Here is a 26,985-nt window from a genome sequence, read left to right on the forward strand (position 1 = left end):
CCACTAAAATGGGCCGGCTTTCGAATTTAGAGGAAGGTTCACCACGTGGGGCTAGGCCGCGACAAGCGCGACGACGGAGCTGAAGTGTCAACCGGGGGACCCGTGTCCCGGCACGCGGGAGATGCCACCCTTGGCGCCGCACGCCACCTTGGGTCCCTGCGCGGCATGCCGGTGTGGCTGAAGGTCGTCACCGCCATCGTTTCCGTTGCCATGATTGGCGGCATTGCATTCGCCGGTTTCTGGTTCCTTCGGCTTCAGAACAATATTTCCAAGGCTCCGCTGAACGCCGGCGGCGGCAACAACGAGCAGGTGAGCGACGCAACCGGACGGATGCAGATCCTGATCCTTGGCTCGGACACCCGTGACGGAGAAAACGCCGAATACGGCACCGCGGACGATTCCAGGGGCTACGGCAAGTCGGACGTCATGATGATGATGGACATCTCGGAGGACAACAAGCGCGTCAGTGTGATCAGTTTTCCGCGCGACCTGCTGGTGGACCTTCCCGAATGCAAGGATGAGGAAACCAACCAGGTCTACCCTGCCCGCAGCGGCGTGATGATCAACGAGGCCATGGCAGAAGCCGGCATAGGCTGCGCCGTGGACACCGTCAACCAGCTGACCGGCCTGGAAGTGGACCACTTCATGATGGCCGACTTCACCGCCGTGAAGGAACTGTCCAACGCCGTCGGCGGCGTCGAGGTCTGCATCAGTGACGCCGTCTACGATCCTGATTCACGCCTTCGGCTGCCCGCGGGCACGTCGGCGGTCCAGGGGGAAATGGCCCTCGCGTTCCTGCGGACGCGCCACGCATTTGCCGACGGCGGCGATTTGGGCCGGATCAAGGCCCAGCAGGGCTTCCTGTCGTCCCTGACCCGCAAGATCAAGGACGACGGCACGCTGTCCGATCCCGGCAGGATGCTCAAGATCGCCGACGTCGTCACCCAGAACCTGACCGTGGATGAAGGGCTGGCCTCCGTGCCCAGCCTGCTCACCATCGGCAACCGGCTCAAGGACATCGACATCAGCAAGGTGGCCTTCGTGGCTGTGCCCACCACACCGGCGCTGGCCGACCCCAACAGGCTGCAGATCGCCGAGCCCGCCGGGTCCCAGCTGTTCGCAGCCCTCCGGCAGGACGTCGATCTGACTGATCCGACGGCACCTTCCCCGTCCCCTTCGGAAACCTCCGCACCCCCCACGGCAGCCCCCACTGAGACGGCACCTGGGCTCCCGCCTTACGACAAAGCCGTTCAGCCCGTCACCGTGGCCAACGGCACCGGTGTTCCTGGACGCGCGCAGGAAATCGTGCAGGCCCTGGTCTCGGGCGGCTTCACCCAGGCCGGGCAGTTCGAGGCCACAGCGGTGGAGCAATCGGTAGTTTATTACGGCACGGACTTCGCGGACGTGGCTGCGGACGTCGCCGCCGTGCTCGGCATTCCGGCCGCACAGATGCTGCCCGCCCCGAACATCGCGGGAGTCCAGGTGTACCTGGGCACCGACTTCACAACCGGAGTGACGTACGGGGCTCCAGCCGCGCTCCCGGAGAACATCGTCAACCAGACTGCGAAGGATGCGTCCTGCCAGCAGGCTAACCCGGCGCTGATCGTCCAGGGCTAACCGCCGGCGCAAGGGGAACGCCAGGACACAACTGATCAACGAGATAAGTGGGGCCCACCAGATGGTGAGCCCCACTTCATGTCCGGTTACCAGATGCTGACGCGTTCCTCCGGAGGCATCCACATGCCGTCCTGTTCCGAGACCTCAAAGGCATCGTGGAAGGCATCCAGGTTTTTCGCAATGGCGTTGGTGCGGAACTCGTTGGGGGAGTGCGGGTCCGTTGCAAGTCGGCGGATGGCCTCCTCGGGCCGGATGACCTGGCGCCAGCCCGCCGCCCAGGAAGCGAAGAACCGCTGCTCCCCGGTCAGTCCGTCCAGGACCTCCGGTTCCTTCCCGTCCAGGCTGATGCGGTATGCCTTGTAGGCAATCGCCAGCCCTGCCAGGTCGCCAATGTTCTCACCAAGGGTGAGGCGCCCGTTGACGGTATGTCCAGGGGCCGCGTAGGGCGAAAGCGCATCGTACTGGGCCACCAGCTTCGCGGTGAGCTTTTCGAACGCCTGCCGGTCCTCTTCCGTCCACCAGTTCCGCAGCGCCCCGCCGCCGTCGAACTGGGATCCCTGGTCATCAAAACCATGGCCGATCTCATGCCCGATGACGGCCCCGATACCGCCGTAGTTCACGGCGTCATCGGCGTCGGCCGTGAAGAACGGGGGCTGCAGGATCGCGGCCGGGAACACAATCTCGTTCATCATGGGGTGGTAGTAGGCGTTGACCGTCTGCGGGGTCATCAGCCACTTGTTGCGGTCCACCGGCTTGCCCACCTCGTCAAGGTGCCGGTCGACATCGGCGTTGTGCGCACGCTCAACGTTGCCCAGGAGGTCAGTGGGGTCGATCTCTACGGCGGAGTAATCGATCCACTGGTCCGGATACCCGATCTTCGCCCGGAAGCCCTCCAGCTTCCGGAGGGCCTCGGCCTTGGTGGCGTCACCCATCCAGCCAACTGCGGTGATGCTCTGGCGGTACGCCTCTGTCAGGTTGGCGACGAGAGCCTGCATCCTGGCCTTGTGGGTCTCGGGGAAGTGCCGGGCCACGTAGATCTGCCCCACAGCTTCGCCCAAAGCCGCTTCGACGACGGCCACGCCGCGCTTCCAGCGGTCCTTGTTCCGGGGCGTGCCGCTGATGGTGGTCCCGTAAAAGGCGAAGCTGGCGTCCACGAAAGCCGAGGAAAGGTACGGTGCTGCTGCACTGACCACCCGCATCGCCAGCCATTCCTGCCAGTGGGCCAGCGGTTCGGACTCAAGGAGTGCAGCGGCGCCATCGAAAAACGGAGGAGTGCTCATGACGATCTCCTGCCGCTTGTCGGCATCAATGCCGGCGGCCTCGAACCAGGTGGCCAACAGCGGGAACAGCGCTGATGCCTCGTCCGCCGTCTTCAGGTTGTACGTCTTTTGCGGATCCCGAAGGGTGACGTTGTCCCAGTGGTGGGACGCGAGCTTGGTCTCCAGGGCAACCACACGCCCGGCGGCTGCAGCCGCGTCGGCAACGCCCGCCAGGCCGAGCATCGTCTTCACGTGCGCGGCATAGGCGGTGACCATCGGGGCGAACTTGTCTTCCCGGTAGTAGGACTCGTCGGGCAGGCCGAGGCCACCCTGCCCTGTGTACAGGAGAATCCGGTCGGGGTTCCCGGCATCCGGAGCAGGGTAGATGTAGAAGAGACCGCCAACATCGGCACGGAAGAGCCGGCCTGCCAACGACACGAGGTCCGCCACGGAGGTGGTGGCCGACACCTCCGCAAGGCGCTGGCGGATCGGTTCAAGGCCCTTCGCTTCAACAGCGGCCTCGTCCATGAAACTGGTGTAGAGGTCCCCGATTTTCCGTTCAATCCCACTGGCGGCCGCGCCCTTGGCCGCAGCTTCTTCAATAATGTCGCGGACTGCGATCTCCGAACCGTCCCGGAGGGCGGTGAAGGTACCCTCGAGCGGCCGGTCATCGGGAATGTCGGTGGCCTTCAGCCATGCGCCGTTGATGTGCTGGTAAAGGTCATCCTGCGGCCGGACCGTGTGATCAATGGTGGACAGGTCGATCCCCGAAATGGGCACTGAAACTCCTTCTGATGGAGAGCGGCGGCAGGAAAACAGCGCGCGGCGTCTGCATGGTGGACTTTACTGACGGTAGTGCCCTTTCATCTTACGCACCCGTGTTACTCTCAAAAGGTGCGTGCAGAGCTCCTTCTTCTTAGCTGCCGCGGCGAGGCCTCAGACGCGATCTAGCGCAAGGCCCACCCTCGCTGCGGAGTTTGTGTTGCCCGGCCACCCTTTCAACGTAGAACCACAGAAAAGGCCCCGATAGTAATGCGAAACGCACAGAAGCCCTCAGGAATGCCTGCCCACCGCTACACGCCGTTCCAGGACCAGATCAAGGTTGAACTGCCGGACCGCACCTGGCCGGACAAGGTCATTACCAAGGCCCCCCGCTGGTGCGCCGTTGACCTGCGCGACGGCAACCAGGCACTGATCGATCCGATGAGCCCGGCGCGCAAGATGAAGATGTTCGACCTGCTCGTCCGGATGGGCTACAAGGAGATCGAGGTCGGATTCCCCTCCGCTTCGCAGACGGACTTCGACTTCGTCCGCCAGCTGATCGAGGGCAACCACATCCCGGGCGACGTCACCATCCAGGTCCTGACCCAGGCCCGTGAGCACCTGATCGAGCGCACGTACGAGTCGCTGGTGGGCGCCAAGCAGGCCATCGTCCACCTCTACAACTCCACCTCCGTGCTGCAGCGCCGCGTGGTCTTCAACCAGGATGAGGACGGAATCCTGGACATCGCACTCCAGGGCGCCCGGCTGTGCAAGAAATACGAGGAAACCCTCGCGGACACGCACGTGACCTACGAGTATTCCCCGGAGTCCTTCACCGGGACCGAGCTGGAGTACGCGGTGCGGGTATGCAACGCCGTCGCCGACGTTTTCGAAGCCTCCGCGGACCGCCAGGTCATCATCAACCTGCCCGCCACCGTGGAGATGGCAACGCCCAACGTCTACGCCGACTCCATCGAGTGGATGAGCCGCCACCTGCACCCGCGCGAAGGCATCATCCTTTCCCTGCACCCCCACAACGACCGTGGAACCGGCGTTGCCGCCGCCGAACTGGGCTACATGGCCGGGGCGGACCGGATTGAAGGCTGCCTGTTTGGCAACGGCGAGCGGACCGGCAACGTTGACCTGGTGACGCTGGGCCTGAACATGTTCGTCCAGGGCATCGACCCCATGATCGACTTTTCCAATATCGACGACGTCCGCCGGACCGTGGAGTACTGCAACCAACTGCCCGTCCCCGAGCGTTCACCATACGGCGGCGACCTCGTGTTCACGGCGTTCTCCGGTTCCCACCAGGACGCCATCAAGAAGGGCTTCGAAGCCCTCGAACGGGACGCCGCTGCGGCAGGCAAGGACGTTGCGGACTTCACCTGGCAGGTCCCGTACCTGCCCGTCGACCCCAAGGACCTGGGCCGCAGCTACGAGGCCGTGATCCGGGTCAACTCCCAGTCCGGCAAGGGTGGCGTTGCGTACCTGCTCAAGAACGAGCACAGCCTGGACCTGCCGCGCCGCGCCCAGATCGAATTCTCCGGCGTCATCCAGAAGCGTACGGATACGGTGGGCGGCGAAGTCAGCGGTGCCCAGCTGTGGCAGGTCTTCCAGGACGAGTACCTGCCCTCCGGCAAGACTGACGGCCAGTGGGGCCGCTACGCCCTGGGTGCCGTCAAGACGGAAACGGACGACGACGGCGGCATGACGCTGCATGCCTCCCTCACCATTGACGGGGAGCAGGTCAGCCGTACGGGCACCGGCAACGGTCCCATCGCTGCGCTGCTGGGCATCCTGGGGGAAGACGGCGTGGATGTCCGCGTGCTCGACTACAGCGAGCATGCGCTCTCCGAGGGCGGCAGCGCCATGGCAGCCGCCTACGTCGAATGCGCCGTGGGGGAGCGGGTGCTCTGGGGCGTCGGCATCGACGCCAACACCAGCATGTCCTCCCTGAAGGCAGTCATCTCCGCCGTAAACCGCGCCATCCGGGACGCCCAGGCCTGAGCATTGCACTGCCGTGCCGCCGGAAGCTTCCGCCGGCACGGCAGTGCGCGGCACCGCTGTGCCGGCAAAGAATGGGAAGATAGAAGGCGTGGCCCAACACTCTTTCGCCTCGCGCGCGTACCGCGATGACGCCGTCGTCCTGCGCACCCACAAGCTGGGCGAGGCGGACCGGATCATCACCCTGCTGACCAAGCACCACGGCCAGGTCCGGGCTGTGGCCAAAGGAGTCCGCCGCACCAGCAGCCGGTTCGGCGCGCGGCTCGAGCCGTTTATGGTGGCGGACCTCCAGCTCGTGTCAGGCAAGACCCTGGACATCGTGACCCAGGCCGTGGCCAAGGGCGCCTACGGCGGGAACATTGCCGCGGACTACGGCCGTTACACGGTGGCGGCTGCCATGACCGAAACGGCCGAGAAGCTGACGGACGTGGACGGCGAGGCGGGGACGGCGCAGTACAACCTTTTGGTGGGCGCGCTGGCGTCCCTCAGCAGGGATGAACATGCTGCCGGACTGATCCTCGACTCCTATCTTTTGCGGGCATTGGCCACCGGCGGCTGGGCGCCCAGTTTCACGGACTGCGCCCGGTGCGGCCTGCCAGGCCCCCACACGGCATTTTCGGCTCCACTGGGGGGAATGGTCTGCAGCGGATGCCGGCCCCCTGGTTCGCCGGCTCCGGCGCCGGAGACTGTCGTACTGCTGGCGGCGCTGCTGACCGGTGACTGGGCAACGGCGGACGGTTCCCTTCCCTTGCACCGGAAAGAGGCCGCGGGCCTGGTGGCCGCATACCTGCAATGGCACCTCGAACGGGTGCTGAAGTCCCTCAAACATGTGGAGCGTAGCTGACAGTGGCCCTCGGCAAAAAGAACACCGTGTCCCGGAAGCGCACCCACCCGGTGGTTGCCCCGTACCCGCACCCGTCCGGGGCCGTTGCGCCCTCCATCCCGGCTGAATTCATTCCCCGCCATGTGGCGATCGTGATGGACGGCAACGGCCGCTGGGCCAACCAGCGCGGCCTGCCGAGGATTGAAGGGCACAAAGCCGGGGAGCCTGCGCTGCTGGACGTGATGGCAGGTGCCATCGAGCTGGGCATCGAGTACGTCAGCGTGTATGCCTTCTCCACCGAGAATTGGCGCCGGTCCCCGGAGGAAGTCCGCTTCCTGATGGGATTTAACAAGGATGTGCTGCGCCGGCAACGGAACCAGCTCGACGAATGGGGCGTCCGGGTGCGGTGGTCCGGCCGGCGGCCGCGGCTGTGGGGCTCGGTCATCCGCGAGCTTGAAGAGGCGGAGGAATTCACGGCGGGCAACAGCACCTGCACGTTGACCATGTGTGTTAATTACGGCGGCCGGGCAGAGATCACGGATGCCGTCTCCGCCATCGCTGCCGAGGTGGCCGCCGGCAGGCTCAAACCCGGTGCCATCACCGAGCGGACCATCCAGAAGTACCTCGACGAGCCGGACCTGCCGGACGTGGACCTGTTCCTCCGCAGCTCGGGGGAGCAGCGGCTGTCCAACTTCCTCCTCTGGCAGTCCGCCTACGCCGAGTTCGTCTTTATGGACACCCTGTGGCCCGACGTCGACCGGCGCACGCTCTGGGCCGCCGTGGAGGAGTACGCCCAGCGGGACCGCCGCTACGGCGGGGCAGTGGACGCGGCCGCACCTGCGGGTCCCTAGGCTCCAGGCGGCGCGCCCGCGGGTCAAGCAGGGGGTGCCATTCAGGCGGAGTAGGCCCTGAGCCACGCTGCCAGGTCCCGACAGGCCTCCTCCCGTACGCCGCGGCGGGAAAGGAAGACGTCGTGGATGGCGCCAGGATAGCGGAAGACCGCCACCCGCCGTCCCAGGCGCAGCGCACGGTGGGCTGTTTCCTCGACGTCGATCACGGCGTCGGCCTCCATCATCTCCGCCGACCACTCGATCTGGATGCGCGTACGGTTCGAGAGCAGGACCAGCGCCGGGGCCCGGATGTCCAGCCGGCGCTCCACCGCGGCATGGCCGGCAAGGACCGCCTTGGCCCAGCCGGCCCTGATGGGAAATGATGCCCTGGGACGCCACCGGGGGTCGAAGTGCCACTCGCCGTGGGCCTCTCTGCTGACGCTTTGCCAGTAGCCGGGCATCTCCGGGAGCCACAGGGGACGGCGGGGGTCGGCCCTGGACAGCGGGTCCACCAGGTGCATGGCGATGGTGCGGATGATACTGCTGCCCTGCAGTTCCAGCCACGGCGCATTCAGGATCAAGGTGCCCAGTGCCGTCGGGTTCCGGTCAGCCCATAGCGCCGTAATGAGCCCGCCCAGCGAGTGGGCCAGAACGTGGACAGTGGGTTCAACTCCCGGGCCCAGGCGTTCCTTGAGGTCTTCCCTGATCGCCCCGAGGGCCGCGGCGAGGTCCTCGTCATAGACCGCCAGGTCATCAGTGAAACCCGGCGTCTGCCAGGGCCGGAGGCTGCGGCCGAATTTGCGCAGGTCCACGGCGTAGAAGGGGAACCCGGCGTCGGTCAGGTATTCCGCCAGCTCCCCCTGGAAGAAGTAGTCCGCCCAGCCGTGGACGTACAACACCGCGTTAACCGCAGGCTGCTCCGCCGTCGTCGGCAATGCCGCCGACTCCCTGGCGAAGCAGCGGACAAGCGTTGCACAGACGTCGCCCTCATCGTCCGGGGCGAGGGGAAGGACACGCTGCTCGAAACGCGGCCCCAGGATGTCGGCAGTCCAGAGGGCTGCGTCCGTATCCCTGCCCACCTGTGCGCCGGTCATCCGCTGCCTCCGCTGCCGGATGGGTCCGGCTCCCCGTCCCCGTACGCCCGGAGCCAGCGCGCAAGCCTGGCGTACGCGTCGGCGCGCACGGCGGCGGGAGAGAGGAACACGTCGTGCAGGGCGCCGTCGATCCGCTCCACGGTGACGGTCCGGCCCAGGGTCAGGGCACGGGCAGCAATGATGTTGACGTCGAGGACGGCATCCGTCCGCCGCATCTCCTCAGACCAGAACAGCCCGTTGGCGCTGCCGCTGGAGAGCAGGACGAGGATGGGGACCTCGATGTTGAGTCCCCGCGCCACCCGTGAATGCCCGGCCAGGACGGCGCTGAGCCAGCCCGCCCGCACGGGAAAAGCCATGGGGGGACGGTAGCGGTCATCCAGCGTCCACTCTCCGTCGGCCGAACTGCTGATGGTCCGCCAGTAAAAGCCCCGCTCCGGCAGCCTGAGCACGGCTTCGGGCCGGAACCGGGCCACGGGTCCCACCATGCCCGCCGTGGCACGCCGCACCAGTGAACTGCCGTGCATCTCCAGCCAGGGGCTGTTGAGGACCAGCCGTGCCACCTTGCCGGGATGCCGGCTTGCCCAGAGCACGGCCACCAGCCCTCCCGTCGAATGCCCCATGAGGGTGAGGGACAGGTCTGCCCCGTCCTGGGCGATCAGCCGGCATGCCGTGTCGATTTCGGCGTCATAATCCCCGAGGTCCGACACATAGCCGCCCGGGGTTTCCGGCCGCAGGCTCCGTCCGTGGTTGTGCATGTCCAGTGCGTAGAAGTGGTACCCGGCCGATGACCAGAAGCGGGCGAGGTCCACGTTGAAGAAATAATCGCTCCAGCCATGGAGGAAAAGGACCACCCGGCGGCGTCCGGGGGAAGAAGGCAACGCAGCCATTGCAGGACGGAAGCGGACAAGGGTGGCCGTGCGTTCCACGCCGTCCGGGCCCCTGGCCTGGAAGGCGTGCGACTCGAAGCCCTCGCCCAGGATGTCCTGCTGCCACTCCATGGCTTCATGCTAATCCGCTCCCAGTTCGGCCAGCTCATTTTGGTCTGGGCCCTCCAAGGCGGAAAACTAGAGTCATGCGCGTTTACCCCACATTCTTCAGGCTTGCCTTCTCATGGATGGACGCCGAGCGCGCCCACAAAATCGGGTTCAAGGCCATCAAGCTGGCGCACCGCTCCGGCGCGGGAAAGGTCCTGGAAAAGCTCACTGCCCCCGCACCATCCCTCCAGACCGCGGCTTTCGGCGTAACGTTCCCGTCCCCGTTCGGGCTCGCTGCCGGATTCGACAAGGAAGGGCATGGCATCGAGGCTCTGACCGAGCTCGGATTCGGCCATGTTGAGGTAGGGACCATCACCGGCCAGGCCCAGCCCGGCAACGAGAAGCCGCGGCTCTTCCGCCTGGTCCAGGACCGCGCCGTCATCAACCGGATGGGGTTCAATAACGACGGCGCAACCGCGGTGGCCCCGCGCCTCAAGGCTGCCCGTGCCGCCCTGCAGCGCCGGCACCCGGACGTGCGCCCCGTCATCGGGGTCAATATCGGCAAGACCAAAGCAGTGGAACTGGCTGACGCCGTGGGTGACTATCTTGTGAGTGCCCGCAGCCTTGCACCCGCCGCCGATTACCTGGTGGTCAACGTAAGCTCGCCCAATACGCCCGGGCTGCGCCTGCTCCAGGATGTGCAGTCGCTCCGTCCCCTGCTGGCCGCCGTGGGTGAAGAAGCTGACCGGGCTGCCGGACGCCACGTCCCCCTGCTCGTGAAGATCGCACCTGACCTCAGCGACGAGGATATCGACGACGTCGCCCGCCTTGCGCTGGATCTCAAGCTGGACGGCATCATCGCCACCAACACCACCATCGCCAGGGACGGTTTGGCCTCGCCGGCGGACCAGGTGGAGAAGTGCGGTGCGGGCGGGCTCTCCGGCGCCCCGCTGAAGAAGCGATCCCTCGAGGTGCTGCGCAGGCTGAAGGATGTCACGGGCGACGCCCTCACCCTGGTGGCGGTGGGCGGCGTGGAAACAGCGGAGGATGTCCAGGACAGGCTCGACGCCGGGGCAACACTGGTCCAGGGCTACACGGCTTTCCTCTATGAGGGGCCGTTCTGGGCCGCACGCATCAACCGCGAACTGGCGAGGAAGCGCCGGTCCTGACTGACGGAGCGCGGCGCCCTCATCCTTTAAACGCAAAACCCCGGCGGATCGACCGCCGGGGTTTCGCGCTTATGAAGACCGTTGCTGGTCAGGCGGGATACTGCCCGCGCTTGACCTGGGGCTTGGGAAGACGGAGTTTGCGGAACTGCAGGGACCGCATGGAGCCGTACCAGACGGTGCCGCGCTCCACCTCGCCGAACTTGGCGGTCAGCCGTTTGCGGAGCTGGCGGGACAGGATGAACACGTCCACGAAGACGGCCAGGAACATTACCCAGAACCCGCCCAGGACGTAAATCATCATGTCGCTGGATGCCGGGACCACCAACGACACCAGGACGAACACCAGGGCACCGAACATCAGGTATTCGCCCAGGCTGAAGCGCGCGTCGACGTAATCACGGGCGAAGCGTTTCTGCGGGCCCTTGTCACGCAGGGGCAGGAATTTCTCGTCGCCGGTGTCCAGCGCCTGGCGCATCTTGAGGCGCTGGTCCTGGATGGCCTGGCGCTCGGCAGCTTTCGATGCCTTGCGGTCCTCAGGGACCAGCGGGCGCTTACGGGCTGCTTCCTGTGCCTTGCGGGTGGGAGTCGGGGCCCCCTTGCCGCTCAATCCGTTGGCCCGCGCCGCCGCCTCTGCAGCCTGTTGGTCTACTGTTTGCTGCGCCGAGGGCGCTTCCTTTTTACGTCCGAACACCTGAACAGAATACCTTGCGGCAGGCCCCGGATTTGATGCCTGGCCCTCGCGGCGCCCCATGGCGGGGGATGTGACGCGGGTAATGTTTTTGCCATGACGTCATCGCCCACGGCTACGCCGCAGAATCCCAGTGCCCACCCAAACCCTGGCTTCGCCGGAAACAACTCGACGGCGGACCTCCGTGCCGCCATCGACAGGTCCTTCGCCCTTACCGTTGAACGGCTTAAAGAGCTGGTTGCCATCCCCGGCATTGCATGGCCAAGCTTTGACCGCGGGCCTCTGGAGCACAGTGCCGAAGCCGTAGCGGAACTGCTGCGCGGCGCCGGCCTGGACAACGTGCAGATCCTTGCCTGCGACAAGCCGGACGGCACTCCGGGAGGTCCCGCCGTCGTCGCCCGCAGGCCCGCCGCGGACGGAAAGCCGACAATCCTCCTCTACGCGCACCACGACGTCCAGCCCACCGGGGATCCCGCGCTGTGGGAGACCGAACCATTCACCGCCGTCGAGAAGGACGGGCGCCTGTACGGGCGGGGCGCAGCGGATGACAAAGCCGGGATCATGGCACACGTTGCCGCCTATGCGGCAGTTTCGGAGGTCCTCGGCAGCGCGCTTGGCCTCGGCGTGACGTTCTTCTTTGAGGGCGAGGAAGAAGCAGGATCGCCCACCTTCCGGTCATTCCTGGAGGAAAACCGTAAACTGCTCCGCGCCGATGTCATCGTGGTCGCCGATTCGAGCAACTGGAAAGTAGGCATTCCCGCCTTGACCACCAGCCTGCGCGGCCTCGTGGACGGCACCATCGAAGTCCAGGTCCTCAAGCACGCCGTCCACTCGGGCATGTACGGCGGGCCCGTGCTGGATGCACCCACCCTGCTTTCCCGTCTCATCGCCACGCTCCACGATGACGAAGGGAACGTTGCCATCGAGGGACTGCTGGCAAGGGACACGGCCGCCGTGGACCTTCCGGAGGAGGACTACCGGGCTGACGCATCAGTGCTCGACGGCGTCCGGCTGGCCGGGTCAGGGAGTATCGCCTCGCGGCTCTGGACCAAGCCCGCCCTGTCCATCATCGGGTTCGACGCACCTTCCGTGGACGCTGCCTCGAATACGCTGCTGCCCCGCGCGCGGGCGAAGTTCAGCCTTCGGCTGGCGCCGGGACAGATTCCCGAAGAAGCGATGGAGGCGGTGCGCAGGCATGTGGAGTCGAACGCTCCGTTCGGTGCGCGGGTGACCTTCACGCCGGGGGAGAGCGGAAACCCGTTCCTCACCGACACTTCCTCACCGGCGGCCTCGCTGGCGATGTGGGCACTGGGGGAGGCCTGGGGAGTACCGGCAGTGGAAACCGGCATAGGCGGTTCCATCCCCTTCATCGCCGACCTGACGGAGCTGTACCCGGACGTGCAGATCCTCGTGACAGGGGTAGAGGACCCGGACTCCCGGGCTCACAGCGCCAATGAGTCACTGCACCTGGGCGACTTCCGCAAAGCCATCCTTGCCGAGGCGCTGCTCCTCGCCCGGATCAATGAACAGGGGCTTTAGGGTCTTCCCGCGGGGCAGCTGCCGGAAGCGCTTCCGGATCGGATTAAAGGCTTTCCCTGGGAACAAGCGGGGACCTTGCATGGTTACCTCAGGAGTTAGAGCTACACGTCCGCCCCGCGTAGCATGTAGCTATAGCCCATACCGAAACCGTAGGGGCAGGCTCCGCCAGCGCGGCGCCGCCAGACCGTCCTAAGAAGGTAGGCCCATGAGCACCGCAACAAATGAGAACAGCACCGGTACCACCAGCACGGCCAGCGATGAACTGTCCGTCCACGAGGTCAAACTGACTGACGTCGCCGCAGGGAAGGTACGCAGCCTTCTCGAGCAGGAAGGCCGTACGGACCTGCGCCTCCGGGTTGCTGTGCAGCCCGGCGGCTGCTCCGGGCTGATCTACCAGCTGTACTTCGATGAGCGGCTCCTGGACGGAGACGCAGTCCGGGACTACGACGGCGTCGAAGTTGTTGTGGACAAGATGAGCGTTCCCTACCTCAGTGGTGCCTCCATTGACTTCGAGGACACCATCTCCAAGCAGGGGTTCACCATCGACAACCCCAATGCCGGCGGCTCCTGCGCCTGTGGGGATTCGTTCCACTAAGCCGGTTATTTCGCCCGATGCCGGCGCCGGGCCACCTGCCGAAAATAACGGTACGGAGGCACGGCGCCGACATGTGGGCGAAACGCCCGGCGGAGCGGTAAGCTCTACACCGAGTAGTAAAACTTTTAGTGTGCCCGGGGCGGCCGAGTCTTCCCGGACAGCAGCAACAAGTAGGAAGGGCCGTCTGTGAGTTCGCAGAACCGAACCGGCAGCCGACGCAAAACGATCACAACGATCACAAGCTTGGCAATTGCCGGCGCGTTGGTTTTGACCGGATGTTCGCCAGAGGTAGAGAAAGGGTGGCTGCCCACGGAACGTGGCACCACCAGCAACACCGACCGCATCATGGACCTCTGGGTCAACTCATGGATTGCCGCCCTGGTTGTGGGCATCATTACCTGGGGTCTGATCGTCTGGTGCCTGGTCGCATACCGCCGCCGCAAGGGCACCGTTGGGTTCCCGCGGCAGACCAGCTTCAACCTCCCTCTGGAAGTCTTTTACCTGACCATCCCGCTGTTCATGGTTGTGGTGTTCTTCTACTTCACCGACCGCGACCAGCAGGCGATCGATAACCGCTCAGAGCCCGCCGACGTCGTTGTTGACGTCCGCGGCAAACAGTGGGCCTGGGACTTCAACTACAAGGCCGGCGACGTCATCGAAGAAGACGTCTACGAAGCAGGCGTGCAGACCAACCTCACCGGCAACACCATCGACAAGGAACAGCTCCCCACGCTGTACCTGCCCGTGAACAAGTCGGTTGACCTCGAACTCAACGCACGCGACGTCATCCACTCCTTCTGGGTTCCCGCCTTCCTCCAGAAGCGCGACATGATCCCGGGCAAGACCAACTACATCAGGTTCACCCCCACTAAAGAGGGCACCTACGACGGCAAGTGTGCCGAACTCTGCGGCGAGTACCACTCCGAAATGCTGTTCCGCGTCAAGGTGGTGTCGGAATCCGAATTCCAGGCCCACATGGACGAACTGCGCGAAGCAGGCAACACGGGTCTCCTCGGCGTCGAGTACGACCGCAACCCGAACGTGAACGAAATTAAGTAAGGGGAGCGACGTGGCTACGTACACTCAATCCGCACCCGCCGGAGCCCTTCCAGCTCCCGTGGTTCCGAAGTCCAAGGGACGCATCGTCGTCAACTGGATCACCTCCACCGACCACAAGACCATCGGGTACATGTACCTGATCTCGTCCTTCGTGTTCTTCTGCCTTGGCGGCGTGATGGCACTGCTCATCCGCGCTGAGCTGTTCGAGCCGGGCATGCAGATCCTGCAGACCAAGGAGCAGTACAACCAGCTCTTCACGATGCACGGCACCGTGATGCTGCTGATGTTCGCTACGCCGCTGTTTGCCGGCTTCGCGAATGTCATCATGCCCCTGCAGATCGGCGCACCTGACGTGGCCTTCCCGCGACTGAATGCGCTGGCTTTCTGGTTCTTCCTTTTCGGCTCCACCATCGCGGTGTCGGGCTTCATCACGCCCCAGGGTGCAGCGTCATTCGGTTGGTTTGCCTATGCGCCGCTGTCCAACACCACCTTCAGCCCCGGCATCGGCGGTGACCTCTGGGTGTTCGGTCTGGCGCTGTCCGGCTTCGGGACCATCCTGGGTGCGGTCAACTTCATCACCACCGTTATTTGCATGCGCGCCCCGGGCATGACCATGTGGCGGATGCCGATCTTCACCTGGAACATCCTCGTCACGGCCATCCTGGTCCTGATGGCCTTCCCGCCGCTGGCCGCAGCCCTGTTCGCGCTCGGCGCTGACCGCCGTTTCGGTGCCCACATCTTCGATCCGGAGAACGGCGGTGCAGTCCTCTGGCAGCACCTGTTCTGGTTCTTCGGCCACCCCGAGGTGTACATCATCGCCCTGCCGTTCTTCGGCATCGTCTCGGAGATCTTCCCGGTGTTCAGCCGCAAGCCGATCTTCGGCTACAAGGGCCTGGTTTACGCAACGATTGCCATTGCCGCACTCTCCGTGACTGTGTGGGCGCACCACATGTACGTCACCGGCTCGGTGCTGCTGCCGTTCTTCGCGTTCATGACCATGCTGATCGCGGTGCCCACCGGCGTGAAGTTCTTCAACTGGATCGGCACCATGTGGCGTGGTTCGTTGACCTTCGAGACCCCCATGCTGTGGAGCATCGGCTTCCTGGTCACGTTCCTGTTCGGCGGCCTGACCGGCATCATCCTGGCCTCCCCGCCGCTGGACTTCCACGTCTCCGATTCCTACTTCGTGGTGGCCCACTTCCACTACGTGGTCTTCGGCACCGTGGTGTTTGCAATGTTCGCCGGCTTCTACTTCTGGTGGCCCAAGTTCACCGGCAAGATGCTGAACGAGCGCCTTGGCAAGATCCACTTCTGGCTCCTGTTCCTGGGTTTCCACGGCACCTTCCTGATCCAGCACTGGCTGGGTGTTGAGGGCATGCCGCGCCGCTACGCCGACTACCTCGTGGAAGACAACTTCACCTGGATGAACCAGTTCTCCACGGTTGCCTCATTTGTTCTGGGTGCATCGCTGATCCCGTTCTTCTGGAACGTGTACATCACCTGGCGCAGCGCCGAGAAGGTGCAGGTGGATGATCCGTGGGGCTTCGGTGCTTCGCTGGAGTGGGCCACGTCCTGCCCGCCGCCGCGGCACAACTTCACCTCCCTGCCCCGGATCCGTTCGGAACGCCCGGCGCTGGACCTGCACCACCCTGAACTTCGCCAGGTCCACACCGTTGAGTCACCCGCTCCCGCAGCCAAGACGCTCGGAAACGCCGACCAGAGGGACAACTGACAATGAAAATTGAATCCTGGATTTTTGGTGCCGGAGTTTTCTTCTTCGTTCCGATCTCCCTGGTGTACGGTTTCCTCACCAACTGGGGCGAATGGGTCGGCATCCTCGGCATCCTTCTCGTGGGCGGCCTTGCCGGCATGATCGGTGGATACCTCGGGTTCACCGGCAAGCGCGTAGGCCTCCGTCCCGAGGACCGCAGCGACGCTGAGATCCACGAAGGTGCCGGCGAGCAGGGGCACTTCAGCCCCTGGAGCTGGTGGCCGCTCTTCCTGGGCCTGGCCTGCGCTACGGGCTTCCTGGGACTTGCCGTAGGCTTCTGGATCGTCTACATCGCGGCCGGCATGGCCGTTGTAGCGCTGATCGGCTGGGTCTACGAGTACAGCCGCGGAGACCACGCCCACTAGCAGCACCTGAGCACAAACTAACGACGACGGGCCCCACCTTCAGGCGGGGCCCGTCGTCGTTGGTTTCCGTGTCTCCAGCGGGCCTCAGGCGGCGCCCTGCGACTCCAGGAGGTCGCTGAGTACACGGAGTGCCTCCTCAGCGGCCTGGCGGCTGTGTGCCCCGTCCAGCGCGGCATCGCTGATGCCCAGCTCCACCTCGCAGCCGTGCTGGAAGTCTGCCGTCATCACCTGGAGGAGTGAGCGTGCGTCCACGTGCCCGGCACCGTCCTTGGCTATGGTCACCGGCAGGCCTGTTTCGGTAACAGCCCGTACGAAGACGGCGGCAGGACGGGCATGCAGCCCCACCGAGGCTTTGACCACGGCCTTATGTACTGGCAAGGGGGACTCCTTTGTTGTGGCGGCCCACCGCCGCCATATGACATTTCCTGACAAATATAGCCGCCCGGCGTCCCGCTCCACCAAGCGGAGGGCGTATGCACCGCACTGGTCTAGACCTGTCCTAAAATTGGAGGGTGAACCTTAATGCAGGGGAGACCCGCCATGGCTTCTAGCGCGGCAGCCATCACCGGCGACATCGACCGGACCAGTGGAACAGCGATTTATGTCCAGCTCCGTGAAATCCTGCGCTCCTACATAGCGCAGTCCTGTCCGCCCGGGTCAGCCCTGCCCTCTGAGCGCGATCTTGCCGAGCGGTTTGGCCTGGCACGGATGACTGTACGGCAGGCCATCGACGCCCTGGTTGGCGAGGAGGTCATCGAGAGGGTGGTGGGCCTGGGGACCTTCGTCCGCAGGCCGAAGCTCGATCTCCAGGTAAAACTGACGTCGTACAGCGAAGAGATGCAGCGACGCGGCATGGTACCGGCCGCAAAGGTACTGAGCTTTGAGCAGATCGCTGCGAGTGCCTTCCTGGCCCGGGAACTGCAGTTGGACGAGGGAACGCCGCTGGTAAGGTTCAGGCGCCTGCTCCTGGCCGACGGTGAGCCGATGAGCGTCGACGAGAACTTCATTCCGGCGCACCGCGTGCCGGGACTGCTGGACGGGGAACCGCCCACGTCGCTCTACAACGTCCTGAGTGAACAGTTCGGCCTGGTGATGGAGTGGGGCGAGGACATGATCGAGGCTACGGCAGCATCACCCTCCACCGCCCGCCTGCTGAATGTGGAGGTAGGCTCACCCCTGCTGAAAATCCAACGCCATGCGTTTGTTGCCCGGGCAATGGTGGACTACTCCGTGTCCTACTACCGCGCTGACAGATACAAGCTGTGGGTTCCGCTGCAGCGGCCCGGTGCGCGCCGGGCCCGAAACCACTAGGCGCCTCCGACGGTTGAGGGGATGCCCGGACACAGTTTTTTGCGCTTCCGGTTCGAACTTAAACAATGAAGGCCCGGTCCTTGTGAACTGGTCCCCAAAAGTTGGACTCGTGCTTATGCGACTCCACTTTAGCGGCCCAGCGGTTGGCTCTTTTCAGAAGGCTCCGTCCCACTTGGGACGGAGCCTTCTGTGCGTAGTAGCGCGGCCGTCGTCAACAGCCGCTGCCGGTAGCCATGATGGTTGGCATTACGGCGTGCTTTTCAGTCCGCCTTTGATCTGGCGGCCCGTTTCTTGGACTGACGCAACATGACGAGGTTGGCCACGGTCAGTGCAAGTGAGATCAACACCAGGACTATGTACCAGACCTGAATTTCACCCTGGGTTCGAATGACCATCATGAACCAGATCAGAGCCGACGCGAACCACAGGACGACTTGGAACAGAAGGACACGTGGCCTAGGCATTTCAGGCTTTTTTCCGGGCTCGGTCAAGCCCATCGAGTCCGTCATCCGCAACCAAAAGTTGCGGCGCCCGCTGCGCGTCATGGCCCAACCCTAACCGACACCTCGAAAGTTGGAAACGGGGCTGCTATCACCCCCCAGCCGTGACTGGGTGGCCTAGGCCGCGAGCGTTTGAGCGCGGTACTGTACCGGGCTCAAACCCTTGAGCTTGGTGGAAATTCTTTCGGTGTTGTACCAGCGGATGTATTCGTGCAGCGCTGTTGCAAGTGCGTCGGTGCTGAGGAATCGGACACGGTGGAAGAGTTCTTCCTTGAGGTGTCCGAAGAAATTCTCCATGACGGCGTTGTCATAGCAGTTGGCTTTGCGGGACATCGATTGGACCGCGCCGGCGTTCTCCAAGAGTGTGCGCCAGGAGTTGTGCTGATACTGGAATCCCTGGTCGGAGTGCACAAGGGGTGCCTGCCCGTACTCCAGCGTGGCCAAGGCGCCGCGCAGCGAGTCGTTGGTCAGCGCCAGATTGGGCGAGGTCCCAACGGCGTAGGAGATGATCTGCCGGTCAAAAAGATCCATGATCGGTGAGAGGTAGAGCTTTCGGTCGCCCACGCTGAACTCGGTCACATCGGTGACCCATTTCTGATTTGGGGCATCTGCTTCGAACTGGCGTTTCAGGAGGTTCGGGGCCACAACGCCTTGCTCGCCCTGGTAGGAGTTGTACCGCTTCCTGCTTCGGACCTTGCAGACCAGCTGCAGGGAACGCATCAGCTTCAGGACTGTCTTCTTGGCGACCGTCCACCCTTGCTTGAGCAGTTCGATATGGATCCGGCGGTGCCCGTACCGGCCGTGGTTCTTCTTGAAAATCTCTGTAATAGCGGCCTTAAGGGACGCCCGTGGATCGGGGCCTTGGAGGCGGGACTGGTGGTAGAAGAACGTGGACCGGGGTAGCCCGGCCACGTCCAGGAGAACTTCCAACCGATGCTCAGCCTTGAGAGCGATGACAGCGCGGACCTTTAGCGCTGTTCCCCGTCCCTCAAGGCCCTTACTTTTCCCAGGAAAGCGACCTCTGCACGTAAGCGTTCGTTTTCACGCCGCAGCTGCTGCAGCTCCGGTTCCGGTTGCGCGGGAGCTTCTGGTTTTGTCCTTGGCCGGCCTTTCGGCTTCGGGCGTAGGCCTTCCTCGCCTTGAGCCCGGTACTGCCCCGCCCACACTGCTATCAGGTGTGGCGACGACAGCTCGAGCTCCTTGGCTAGAGCGACCCTGGTCTCGCCGGCGATATATCGCTGCACAGCGTTGAGCTTGAACTCGAACGAATACAGCCGCTTCACTGGTTTGGTCACAAGAGCAGTATCTCCACGAACGCGCCATCTGTCGTGCAACCGGAGGACTGCCTTTCGACCCACCCCAAGCTTGGTTGCTACAGCCCTGGAGCCCCAACCGATCTCAAACAGCGCGACAGCGGCCTCGCGCTGTTCCTCAGACAATGAACTGCCCTTAAACATGAAACTGCTCCCCGTAAGTCAGAACTGAATTTTCAGTCCAACTTTCGGGGAGCAGTTCATTGTGGACCGGGCCTTCATTGTTTATTGCAGAACCTAGTGGGACAGGCTCTTTGCTGCTTCGGGTGCCTCGACTGCCTCGTGGCCGTGGCCATGGGCGGCTTCCAGCTCAGCTGGGGTGGCCGGAGCGACGCGGTCCTCGAAGAACCACTTGGAGAGGAACGCGCGGCGCTTCTCCTTGCGGGTCACCACGCCGTGTTCGTTGGGTACGGCAGGGAGGACCTCAGGGGACTCGAAGCCAACCAGCTTGTAGCGCTTGTACTCGTCCAGCGGTGCGTGCACCTCGATGAACTCGCCGTGCGGGAGCCGGACGATGCGTCCAGTTTCCCGTCCGTGGAGTGCGATTTCGCGGTCCTTCCGCTGAAGGGCCAGGGCGACGCGCTTGGTCACGATAAAGGCAATGATCGGGCCGATGAAGAACAGTGCCCGCAGCCAGTACGTGACGTCGTTGAGCGAAACACTGAAGTGCGTGGCAATGAGGTCCGAGCCGGCCGCGGCCCACATGACGCAGTACCAGACGAAGCCGGCCATACCGATGGCGGTCCGTGTGGGGGCGTTGCGGGGACGGTCCAGCACGTGGTGCTCACGGTCATCCTTGGTGATCCACCGTTCAATCCACGGGTACATGAACATCACGGTGAACAGGATTCCGGCCGGTACCAGAGCGGGCAGCAGGACGTTGAACGAGAAGACGAAGCCAAGCCAGGTCTGCTCCACCTGCCAATCCCCGAAGGTACCCGGCATCAGGCGCAGGGCGCCGTCCACGAATCCGATGTACCAGTCAGGCTGGGTACCGGCGGACACAGGGGAGGGATCGTAGGGGCCGTAGTTCCAGATCGGGTTGATCGTGAAGAAGCCTGCCATGAGCGCCAGGACGCCAAACACAATGAAGAAGAATCCACCGGCCTTGGCAGCGTAGACAGGTCCGAGCGGGTAGCCCACGACATTGTTGTCGTTGCGGCCGGGGCCGGGGTACTGGGTGTGCTTGTGGACCACCACCATGAAGAGGTGGAGGACGATCATCAGCAGGATCAGGGCCGGCACCAGCAGGATGTGCAGCATGTAGAGGCGGCCGATGACGGCGGTACCCGGGAACTCGCCGCCGAAGAGGAAGAACGAGATGTAGGTACCGATCACCGGGATGGACTTGATAACACCGTCGATGATCCGCAGGCCGTTGCCGGAGAGCAGGTCATCCGGCAGGGAGTAACCGGTGAAACCGGCAGCCATGGCCAGGATGAGCAGTACCCCGCCCACAACCCAGTTCATTTCGCGGGGCTTGCGGAAAGCTCCTGTGAAGAAGACCCTGAGCATGTGTACGGCGATGGAAGCGACGAACAGAAGGGCCGCCCAGTGGTGGACCTGGCGCATGAACAGGCCGCCACGGATGTCAAAGGAAATATCCAGCGACGAGCTGTACGCCACGGACATCTCCACGCCCTTCAACGGCACGTAAGAACCGTCATAGTGCGTCTCCGCCATGGACGGATCAAAGAAGAACGTCAGGAACGTACCGGAGAGCAGGAGGATGACGAAGGAGTACAGCGCCACTTCGCCGAACATAAAGGACCAGTGGTCCGGGAAGACCTTACGGCCGAATTCGCGGAGGATTCCGGAACCGCCAACACGCTGGTCGACAAAGTCGGTAACCCGGCCTGTCTTGGTTTTGGCGACGAAAGCGGGCTCAGCTGTCGATGCTGCGCTCATGCATATCACGCTCCCAGTAACTTGGTCCTACAGGTTCTTTGAAGTCGCTGGTGGCGACCAAGTAGCCCTCGTCATCAACCGCGATGGGCAGCTGGGGGAGAGGCCGGCTGGCCGGGCCGAAAATCACCTTGCACTCTTGAGTGAGGTCGAAGGTGGACTGGTGGCACGGGCACAGCAGGTGGTGCGTCTGCTGCTCATACAGAGCAACGGGGCAACCGACATGGGTGCAGATCTTGGAGTAGGCAACGATTCCGTTGTATCCCCAGTCCTCGCGGCCCTCGGACGGGTTCAGGGATGCCGGGTCGAGGCGCATGAGCAGCACAACGGCCTTGGCCTTTTCGTTGAGCTTCCCCTCATGGAGGTCGTTGAGGCCTTCGGGGATGACGTGGAACGCCGAACCGATCGTGACGTCGGATGCCTTGATGGGCGTTCCGTCGGGGTCGCGGGCCAGCCTCTTGAGCTTCCCCTCCTGGGGTGCCCACAGGGTGTGGGCAAGCTTGTCGTCGGGACGCGGACCGAGGTCACCGAAGATGGCAACTGCCGGCAGCGGTGCAAGGGCAACCGCGCCCAGGAGCGTGTTCCGGATCAGGGGACGGCGCTTGATGCCCGTCTCCTCAACGATGTCGTCAACGATCCGGACGGCCGCCTGGCGGTCTTCCTCATAGCGGATCGCGTGGCGTTCCTCGGAAACTTCGTGGTCCGGCATCAGGGCCTTGGCCCAGTGGACGATGCCGGTGCCGATGCCGAGCATCGCGAACGCGGTTCCCAGCCCCAGCAGCATGTTCTGGAGCCTGATGGTTGCAATGCTCGAGTCTTCGGCTCCCAGGTCAATGGCGAAGTACGCCACCAGGAAGATCAGGGTTCCAACAACAGAGATGCCAAATAGTAAGGCGACCTGCCGTTCTGCCCGCTTTGCGGCCTTCGGGTCCGTGTCAGCCAGGCGCAAACGGTGCGGAGGAATTCCAGGATCCTGGAACTTCTCCACCTCATTCTGACCAGCCGTAGCTACGGTGCCCGAGTGGTTCGGACTGCCGTCACTATGGTTGCCCATAATTCGCCTCATCCTTCTCTCGTCCCGGCGGATACCGGGTTAGTTTCTAATATCAAGCTGCTGACGGATCAGCAGAAGTGTGCGGTGGCGCGGATGTCAGGATGTCCGGGAGGTCAACCAAATCGTGAAAGCGATGATGACGCCAAGGCCGGCGACCCATACAAACAAACCTTCAGCTACAGGGCCCAACGAGCCAAGGTCGGCACCGCCCGGGGAACCGGTGGTCTCGATCTGCTTCAGGAAGGTGATGATGTCGCGCTTGTCTTCGGGGGTGATGTTGGAGTCGCTGAACACGGGCATGTTCTGGGGACCCGTCACCATGGCCTCGTAGATGTGCTTGCCCGATACATCTGCGAGGGCGGGTGCAAACTTACCGCGCGTCAGGGCGCCACCGGCAGCGGCGGCGTTGTGGCACATAGCGCAGTTCACGCGGAAGAGCTCGCCACCGGCAGCGGCGTCGCCGCCTTCGTCAAGCAGGCCTTCTTCAGGAATCGCCGGGCCTGCGCCCAGGGAAGCGACATACGCTGAGAGCTGGTTGGTCTGCTCATCGTTGAACTGGACCGGCTTCTTCATCGCCTGGGGACCGTTCATCTGCATCGGCATGCGGCCGGTGCCCACCTGGAAGTCAACAGAGGCTGCTCCAACGCCGACCAGCGACGGACCGGCGTCGGTGCCGCTGGCACCCATGCCGTGGCACGTCGCGCAGTTGGCGGCGAAGAGCTTGCCGCCCTCTTCAACGTCATCGGCGCTGTAGGAGGTAGTGGAAGCCTTGGCCTCGTTGACGGTGGTAGCCACGGCGTAGAGCCCACCAGTGATGAGGAGCCCCATCAGGAGCAGCGCTATTGCTGCAAGTGGGTGACGCCGCTTTTGTGAGAGTGCCTTCACGTGGTGGTTCCTTTATTCGATCCTGCGCCGGCTCCGGGAGCCGCTACCTGAAATTCTGCCTCTTGTAGAAAAAGAATCAAAGCTGGCTACTTGAGTACGTAGATGACCAGGAAGAGGCCGATCCACACGACATCCACGAAGTGCCAGTAGTACGAGGTGACAATCGCCGAAGTCGCTTCGAAATGCCCGAACTTCTTCGCGGCGAAAGACCGGCCCATGATGAGCAGGAAGGCAACGAGCCCGCCAATAACGTGCAGGCCGTGGAAGCCGGTGGTCATGTAGAAGGCGGAACCGTAGGCGTTGGAGGAGAGCGATACGTGCTCAGAAACCAACATCGCGTATTCGGTAGCCTGACCGGCGACGAAGAAGGCACCCATGAGGAAAGTCAGGGTGAACCATTCGTTCATACCCCAACGGGAGAACTGGAACACACCCCCGGTCCTTCGCGGCTGCAGGCGCTCGGCAGCGAAGACGCCCATCTGGCAAGTGAATGAACTGGCCACGAGGACGATCGTGTTGGCGAGCGCGAAGGGGAAGTTGAGCTTGGCTGTCTCGTCCGCCCACATCTGTGCGCTTGTGGAGCGCAGTGTGAAGTACATGGCAAAGAGACCGGCGAAGAACATCAACTCACTCGACAGCCACACAACGGTTCCAACGGAAACCATGTTGGGGCGGTTCAGCGTGGGGTGCGCCGGGGTACTGGGGGCATGGGTCGCAGATGTCACATAGACATTATGTCTGTAAAAGTCCGTGCTGCCCAACGCAAACCGCCTTTTTAGGGGACTTTTTCTACAAAGACGCGAATTCGCGCGGAAAAGTTCCCGCAGGGGTTCATATTGGTCAGTCCCCGCCAACGCTCGATAGCATCAGGAGGTGACTTCACAGGCTTCCGCACCGTCCGGCAACTCTTGGCCCCGCCTGATCTCGGCACTGATCAGCGGGGCGGACCTTAGTGCTGACAATACGTCCTGGGCGATGGACACCATCATGTCCGGGGAGGCCACGCCGGCACAGATCGCAGGATTCCTCGTAGCTCTCAGCGCTAAGGGTGAGACTGTGGACGAGCTCTCCGGCCTGGTGGATGCCATGCTTTCGCACGCTAAGCCGATCAGTATTTCGGGCGAGAAACTCGACATTGTGGGCACCGGCGGAGACCAGTTAAACACGGTGAATATCTCCACAATGGCAGCCCTTGTCGCTGCCGGAGCCGGCGCCAAGGTGGTCAAGCACGGCAACCGGGCGGCGTCGTCGTCATCCGGTTCTGCCGATGTCCTGGAAGCCCTGGGTGTCCGGCTGGACCTGACCATCGAGGAGGTTGCCCGCAACGCTGAGGAGGCGGGGATTACCTTTTGCTTTGCGCAGGTGTTCCATCCCTCGTTCCGTCACACCGCTGTCCCCAGGCGGGAACTTGCTGTTCCCACGGCGTTCAACTTCCTCGGTCCCCTCACCAACCCGGCCAAAGTACAGGCCTCGGCTGTCGGCGTTGCAAACGCAAGGATGGCGCCGCTGGTGGCGGGCGTCCTTGCCCAGCGGGGGAGCAGGGGACTGGTCTTCCGTGGCAATGACGGCCTCGATGAGCTCACCACCACCGGGCCGTCCACCGTCTGGGAAATCCGGGGCGGGGCCGTGAGCGAAATGACATTTTCGCCGCAGGACCTTGGCATCAGCCTGGCAACGGTGGATCAGCTTCGCGGCGGCAACGCGGAAGTGAATGCGGCGGTTGTCCGGGACGTCCTTGCGGGCAAGGAAGGCCCCGCCCGGGATGCCGTTTTACTTAACGCTGCTGCTGGACTGGTGGCCTTCGACGAAAACGCCGACGGGCCCTTCCTGGACCGGATGAAGACGGCCTTTGCCCGCGCAGCCGAATCGATTGATTCCGGCGCCGCCGCAGCTGTCCTGGAGAAGTGGGTTTCCCTAACCGCCCGCTGAGTGCGGCTTGCCTACTGCTCGAAGCCCAGGGAAAACGCCGCGTCCAGGTCATGCTGGGAGTAGGCGCGAAAAGCAATATGCGTCGTGGTGTGGACGACTGCCTGCACTTTCGAGAGCCGGTCTGCGATGACATCGGCCAGGTCCTCGTGCCGGTGCACGCGGGCGACGGCAATGAGGTCCCACTCGCCGGTGACGGAATATACCTCGCTGATGCCCTCAATCGCGGAGATCTCCTCGGCCGTCTCGGGGATGCGGGCAGCGTCGGTCTTGATCAGGACGAATGCGGTGATCACGTTGAACCCTTTCGGATCTGTTGCGCCGTGGCAGTGCCCGGCCGGCTTCTGCTGCCAGCCTATTACATCAGCACCGGGGTGCTGATGGAGCACACCGCGTCCGGATGCTCACGCGCGGCGGCGGCGCCTCGCGCCCGCAAGCAGCAGGCGGTAGCCAACCAGCAAGACTCCAAGGCTGAGCAATGCAACGATGACGAACGGGAGCACTACGGTTTGCCCCGTCACGGCCCTCAGTGCCATCCCGCCCGCGACGCTGCCGAGCCACACGGCAAGCCCGGCCCGGCGCACCGACAACGGGTTGCGCCATGCCCTGGCAACCAGCCACCCCAGGGCTGCGCCCGCGAGGAACGGCCAGGCCGTCAGCAGGACGCCGGTCAGAATATCGCCGCGCTGATGTGCATCCCGTCCCACCGCGGCGAACACCAGGATCAGGACGGCATCGGCTGCTGCGGCTCCCAGCAGCAGGGGCAGGGAGGGCATCTTTAGGGATTTCGCAGCGCGGGAACTCATGGATTCGAGCCTAATGCCAGCCGTTGTGCGGTGTGGAATGCGGCATTAGGCTCGAGCCGGAAGGGAGCCATGTATGCCACGGAAAATCGGTACCTGCCTCTGGTTCGAGAACCAGGCGGAAGAAGCGGCACAGTTCTACTCTTCAGTTTTTGACGATTCGAAGATCCTCAACGTGTCGCGCTTCGGGGAGGGCGGGCCGGGTGTGGCTGGTGAGGCAATCGCCGTCGACTTTGAACTCGAAGGACGCGGATTCACTGCGCTGAACGGTGCGCGGGGCTCGAGCTTCACGGAAGCCGTCTCGTTCGTGGTGGACTGCGAGGACCAGTCCTCAGTGGACCGGTACTGGGAAGCACTCACCGATGGCGGCTCGGAAAGCCAGTGCGGCTGGTTGAAGGACCGCTTTGGAGTGTCCTGGCAGATTGTCCCGGCGATCCTGCCCTCACTGATCGCCGGCCCCGACCCCCACGGCTCTCAGCGGGCGATGCAGGCCATGCTGGGTATGCGGAGGCTGGACATCGCGGAACTCCAAAGGGCTTATGACGGCTGACGCCGCCGGTCCGGCAATAACAAAAGGATCCCTGTGAACAAGCCGCTATGGATCTGCTCCCTGCTTGGCGCCGCGGTGGGCATCACCCTTGGATTGGCTGTCTTCGACAGCCCGTTCCTTGGTTTTGCGCTGGGTCTTGGCGTCGGAGCCCTGGTAGGGGCCGGGATCGGATCCAAGGGCTGACCC

The 26,985-nt window shown here is 63.8% G+C and carries 28 protein-coding genes; 14 read left to right on the forward strand and 14 right to left on the reverse strand.

The window, feature by feature from the left end; translation table 11 throughout:
- The first annotated feature begins 165 nt into the window (after positions 1–165).
- Positions 166–1,617, forward strand: coding sequence for an LCP family protein (locus IEX33_RS09450; protein ID WP_188730119.1), 1,452 nt, complete (start codon positions 166–168; stop codon positions 1,615–1,617).
- An 86-nt stretch (positions 1,618–1,703) separates the two neighbouring features.
- On the opposite strand, the gene IEX33_RS09455 is transcribed toward IEX33_RS09450, so the two are convergent.
- Positions 1,704–3,656 carry a M13 family metallopeptidase gene (locus IEX33_RS09455; RefSeq protein ID WP_188729625.1) on the reverse strand — a complete coding sequence of 651 codons (1,953 nt, stop codon included), beginning with the start codon at positions 3,654–3,656 and terminating at the stop codon, positions 1,704–1,706.
- A 252-nt stretch (positions 3,657–3,908) separates the two neighbouring features.
- Here IEX33_RS09455 and leuA point away from each other — a divergent pair, with 252 nt between their 5' ends.
- From leuA to IEX33_RS09470, 3 genes are all read left to right on the forward strand, one after another.
- Complete coding sequence (gene leuA / locus IEX33_RS09460) at positions 3,909–5,648, forward strand: 2-isopropylmalate synthase (RefSeq protein WP_188729627.1); 1,740 nt, start codon at positions 3,909–3,911, stop codon at positions 5,646–5,648.
- Between the two features lie 88 nt (positions 5,649–5,736).
- The gene (recO, locus tag IEX33_RS09465) at positions 5,737–6,489 is read left to right on the forward strand and encodes a DNA repair protein RecO (protein WP_188729629.1); all 753 of its coding nucleotides are present in this window, start codon (positions 5,737–5,739) and stop codon (positions 6,487–6,489) included.
- A 2-nt stretch (positions 6,490–6,491) separates the two neighbouring features.
- Positions 6,492–7,319: an isoprenyl transferase gene (locus tag IEX33_RS09470; RefSeq protein WP_188729630.1), complete on the forward strand. Its 828-nt coding sequence runs from the start codon at positions 6,492–6,494 to the stop codon at positions 7,317–7,319.
- A 41-nt stretch (positions 7,320–7,360) separates the two neighbouring features.
- On the opposite strand, the gene IEX33_RS09475 is transcribed toward IEX33_RS09470, so the two are convergent.
- Together IEX33_RS09475 and IEX33_RS09480 are read right to left on the reverse strand one after the other, a co-directional pair.
- Positions 7,361–8,392 carry an alpha/beta hydrolase gene (locus tag IEX33_RS09475; protein ID WP_188729633.1) on the reverse strand — a complete coding sequence of 344 codons (1,032 nt, stop codon included), beginning with the start codon at positions 8,390–8,392 and terminating at the stop codon, positions 7,361–7,363.
- Complete coding sequence (locus IEX33_RS09480) at positions 8,389–9,390, reverse strand: alpha/beta hydrolase (RefSeq protein ID WP_188729635.1); 1,002 nt, start codon at positions 9,388–9,390, stop codon at positions 8,389–8,391. Before IEX33_RS09480 ends, IEX33_RS09475 begins: the two co-directional genes overlap by 4 nt.
- Positions 9,391–9,464: 74 nt before the next feature.
- Between IEX33_RS09480 and IEX33_RS09485 the strand changes: the two genes are divergently transcribed.
- The gene (locus IEX33_RS09485) at positions 9,465–10,535 is read left to right on the forward strand and encodes a quinone-dependent dihydroorotate dehydrogenase (protein WP_188729636.1); all 1,071 of its coding nucleotides are present in this window, start codon (positions 9,465–9,467) and stop codon (positions 10,533–10,535) included.
- Positions 10,536–10,623: 88 nt separating this feature from the next.
- Here the strand turns inward: IEX33_RS09485 and IEX33_RS09490 are convergent, their stop codons facing one another.
- On the reverse strand, positions 10,624–11,226 hold the full coding sequence (locus tag IEX33_RS09490) for a DUF3043 domain-containing protein (RefSeq protein WP_066275932.1): 603 nt from the start codon (positions 11,224–11,226) through the stop codon (positions 10,624–10,626).
- Positions 11,227–11,319: 93 nt separating this feature from the next.
- Here IEX33_RS09490 and IEX33_RS09495 point away from each other — a divergent pair, with 93 nt between their 5' ends.
- From IEX33_RS09495 to IEX33_RS09515, 5 genes are all read left to right on the forward strand, one after another.
- The gene (locus IEX33_RS09495) at positions 11,320–12,762 is read left to right on the forward strand and encodes a dipeptidase (protein WP_188729638.1); all 1,443 of its coding nucleotides are present in this window, start codon (positions 11,320–11,322) and stop codon (positions 12,760–12,762) included.
- A gap of 205 nt (positions 12,763–12,967) precedes the next feature.
- Positions 12,968–13,357, forward strand: a complete 390-nt coding sequence (locus tag IEX33_RS09500; RefSeq protein WP_188729640.1) for a HesB/IscA family protein — start codon at positions 12,968–12,970, stop codon at positions 13,355–13,357.
- A gap of 186 nt (positions 13,358–13,543) precedes the next feature.
- Positions 13,544–14,416, forward strand: coding sequence for an aa3-type cytochrome oxidase subunit II (gene ctaC / locus IEX33_RS09505; RefSeq protein ID WP_188729642.1), 873 nt, complete (start codon positions 13,544–13,546; stop codon positions 14,414–14,416).
- 10 nt (positions 14,417–14,426) lie between these two features.
- A complete protein-coding gene (gene ctaD / locus IEX33_RS09510; RefSeq protein WP_188729644.1) occupies positions 14,427–16,148 on the forward strand; it encodes an aa3-type cytochrome oxidase subunit I in 1,722 nt (573 codons plus the stop codon).
- A 2-nt stretch (positions 16,149–16,150) separates the two neighbouring features.
- Entirely contained in the window at positions 16,151–16,552 is a 402-nt protein-coding gene (locus IEX33_RS09515) for a cytochrome c oxidase subunit 4 (protein WP_066275919.1), read from the forward strand.
- Positions 16,553–16,636: 84 nt separating this feature from the next.
- Here the strand turns inward: IEX33_RS09515 and IEX33_RS09520 are convergent, their stop codons facing one another.
- Entirely contained in the window at positions 16,637–16,930 is a 294-nt protein-coding gene (locus IEX33_RS09520) for an HPr family phosphocarrier protein (RefSeq protein ID WP_188729646.1), read from the reverse strand.
- Between the two features lie 162 nt (positions 16,931–17,092).
- Here IEX33_RS09520 and IEX33_RS09525 point away from each other — a divergent pair, with 162 nt between their 5' ends.
- Complete coding sequence (locus IEX33_RS09525; RefSeq protein ID WP_104190057.1) at positions 17,093–17,863, forward strand: GntR family transcriptional regulator; 771 nt, start codon at positions 17,093–17,095, stop codon at positions 17,861–17,863.
- A 260-nt stretch (positions 17,864–18,123) separates the two neighbouring features.
- Here the strand turns inward: IEX33_RS09525 and IEX33_RS09530 are convergent, their stop codons facing one another.
- From IEX33_RS09530 to ctaE, 7 genes are all read right to left on the reverse strand, one after another.
- On the reverse strand, positions 18,124–18,408 hold the full coding sequence (locus IEX33_RS09530; protein ID WP_188729648.1) for a hypothetical protein: 285 nt from the start codon (positions 18,406–18,408) through the stop codon (positions 18,124–18,126).
- A gap of 72 nt (positions 18,409–18,480) precedes the next feature.
- A complete protein-coding gene (locus IEX33_RS09535; protein WP_229675309.1) occupies positions 18,481–19,293 on the reverse strand; it encodes an IS3 family transposase in 813 nt (270 codons plus the stop codon).
- Between the two features lie 38 nt (positions 19,294–19,331).
- Complete coding sequence (locus IEX33_RS19335; RefSeq protein WP_229675310.1) at positions 19,332–19,658, reverse strand: helix-turn-helix domain-containing protein; 327 nt, start codon at positions 19,656–19,658, stop codon at positions 19,332–19,334.
- Positions 19,659–19,913: 255 nt separating this feature from the next.
- The gene (qcrB, locus tag IEX33_RS09540) at positions 19,914–21,584 is read right to left on the reverse strand and encodes a cytochrome bc1 complex cytochrome b subunit (protein ID WP_188729650.1); all 1,671 of its coding nucleotides are present in this window, start codon (positions 21,582–21,584) and stop codon (positions 19,914–19,916) included.
- On the reverse strand, positions 21,562–22,635 hold the full coding sequence (gene qcrA / locus IEX33_RS09545) for a cytochrome bc1 complex Rieske iron-sulfur subunit (protein ID WP_188729652.1): 1,074 nt from the start codon (positions 22,633–22,635) through the stop codon (positions 21,562–21,564). Before qcrA ends, qcrB begins: the two co-directional genes overlap by 23 nt.
- Positions 22,636–22,731: 96 nt before the next feature.
- On the reverse strand, positions 22,732–23,520 hold the full coding sequence (qcrC, locus tag IEX33_RS09550) for a cytochrome bc1 complex diheme cytochrome c subunit (protein ID WP_104190054.1): 789 nt from the start codon (positions 23,518–23,520) through the stop codon (positions 22,732–22,734).
- Between the two features lie 86 nt (positions 23,521–23,606).
- Positions 23,607–24,245 (reverse strand): aa3-type cytochrome oxidase subunit III, encoded by a 639-nt coding sequence (gene ctaE, locus IEX33_RS09555; RefSeq protein ID WP_188729654.1) that lies wholly within the window; start codon positions 24,243–24,245, stop codon positions 23,607–23,609.
- 148 nt (positions 24,246–24,393) lie between these two features.
- Here ctaE and trpD point away from each other — a divergent pair, with 148 nt between their 5' ends.
- Positions 24,394–25,449 (forward strand): anthranilate phosphoribosyltransferase, encoded by a 1,056-nt coding sequence (gene trpD, locus IEX33_RS09560; protein ID WP_188729656.1) that lies wholly within the window; start codon positions 24,394–24,396, stop codon positions 25,447–25,449.
- An 11-nt stretch (positions 25,450–25,460) separates the two neighbouring features.
- Here trpD and IEX33_RS09565 read toward each other — a convergent pair whose 3' ends face one another.
- On the reverse strand, positions 25,461–25,742 hold the full coding sequence (locus IEX33_RS09565) for an Lrp/AsnC family transcriptional regulator (protein WP_104190065.1): 282 nt from the start codon (positions 25,740–25,742) through the stop codon (positions 25,461–25,463).
- A 108-nt stretch (positions 25,743–25,850) separates the two neighbouring features.
- Positions 25,851–26,252, reverse strand: a complete 402-nt coding sequence (locus tag IEX33_RS09570) for a DUF3054 domain-containing protein (RefSeq protein ID WP_188729658.1) — start codon at positions 26,250–26,252, stop codon at positions 25,851–25,853.
- A gap of 73 nt (positions 26,253–26,325) precedes the next feature.
- On the opposite strand from IEX33_RS09570, the gene IEX33_RS09575 reads away from it, so the two are divergent.
- Both IEX33_RS09575 and IEX33_RS09580 read left to right on the forward strand, forming a co-directional pair.
- On the forward strand, positions 26,326–26,799 hold the full coding sequence (locus IEX33_RS09575; protein ID WP_188729660.1) for a VOC family protein: 474 nt from the start codon (positions 26,326–26,328) through the stop codon (positions 26,797–26,799).
- Positions 26,800–26,832: 33 nt separating this feature from the next.
- Positions 26,833–26,982: a hypothetical protein gene (locus tag IEX33_RS09580; protein ID WP_181038246.1), complete on the forward strand. Its 150-nt coding sequence runs from the start codon at positions 26,833–26,835 to the stop codon at positions 26,980–26,982.
- Positions 26,983–26,985: the final 3 nt, after the last annotated feature.

It is taken from the genome of Pseudarthrobacter scleromae, assembly GCF_014644515.1.
GTDB lineage: Bacteria > Actinomycetota > Actinomycetes > Actinomycetales > Micrococcaceae > Arthrobacter > Arthrobacter scleromae.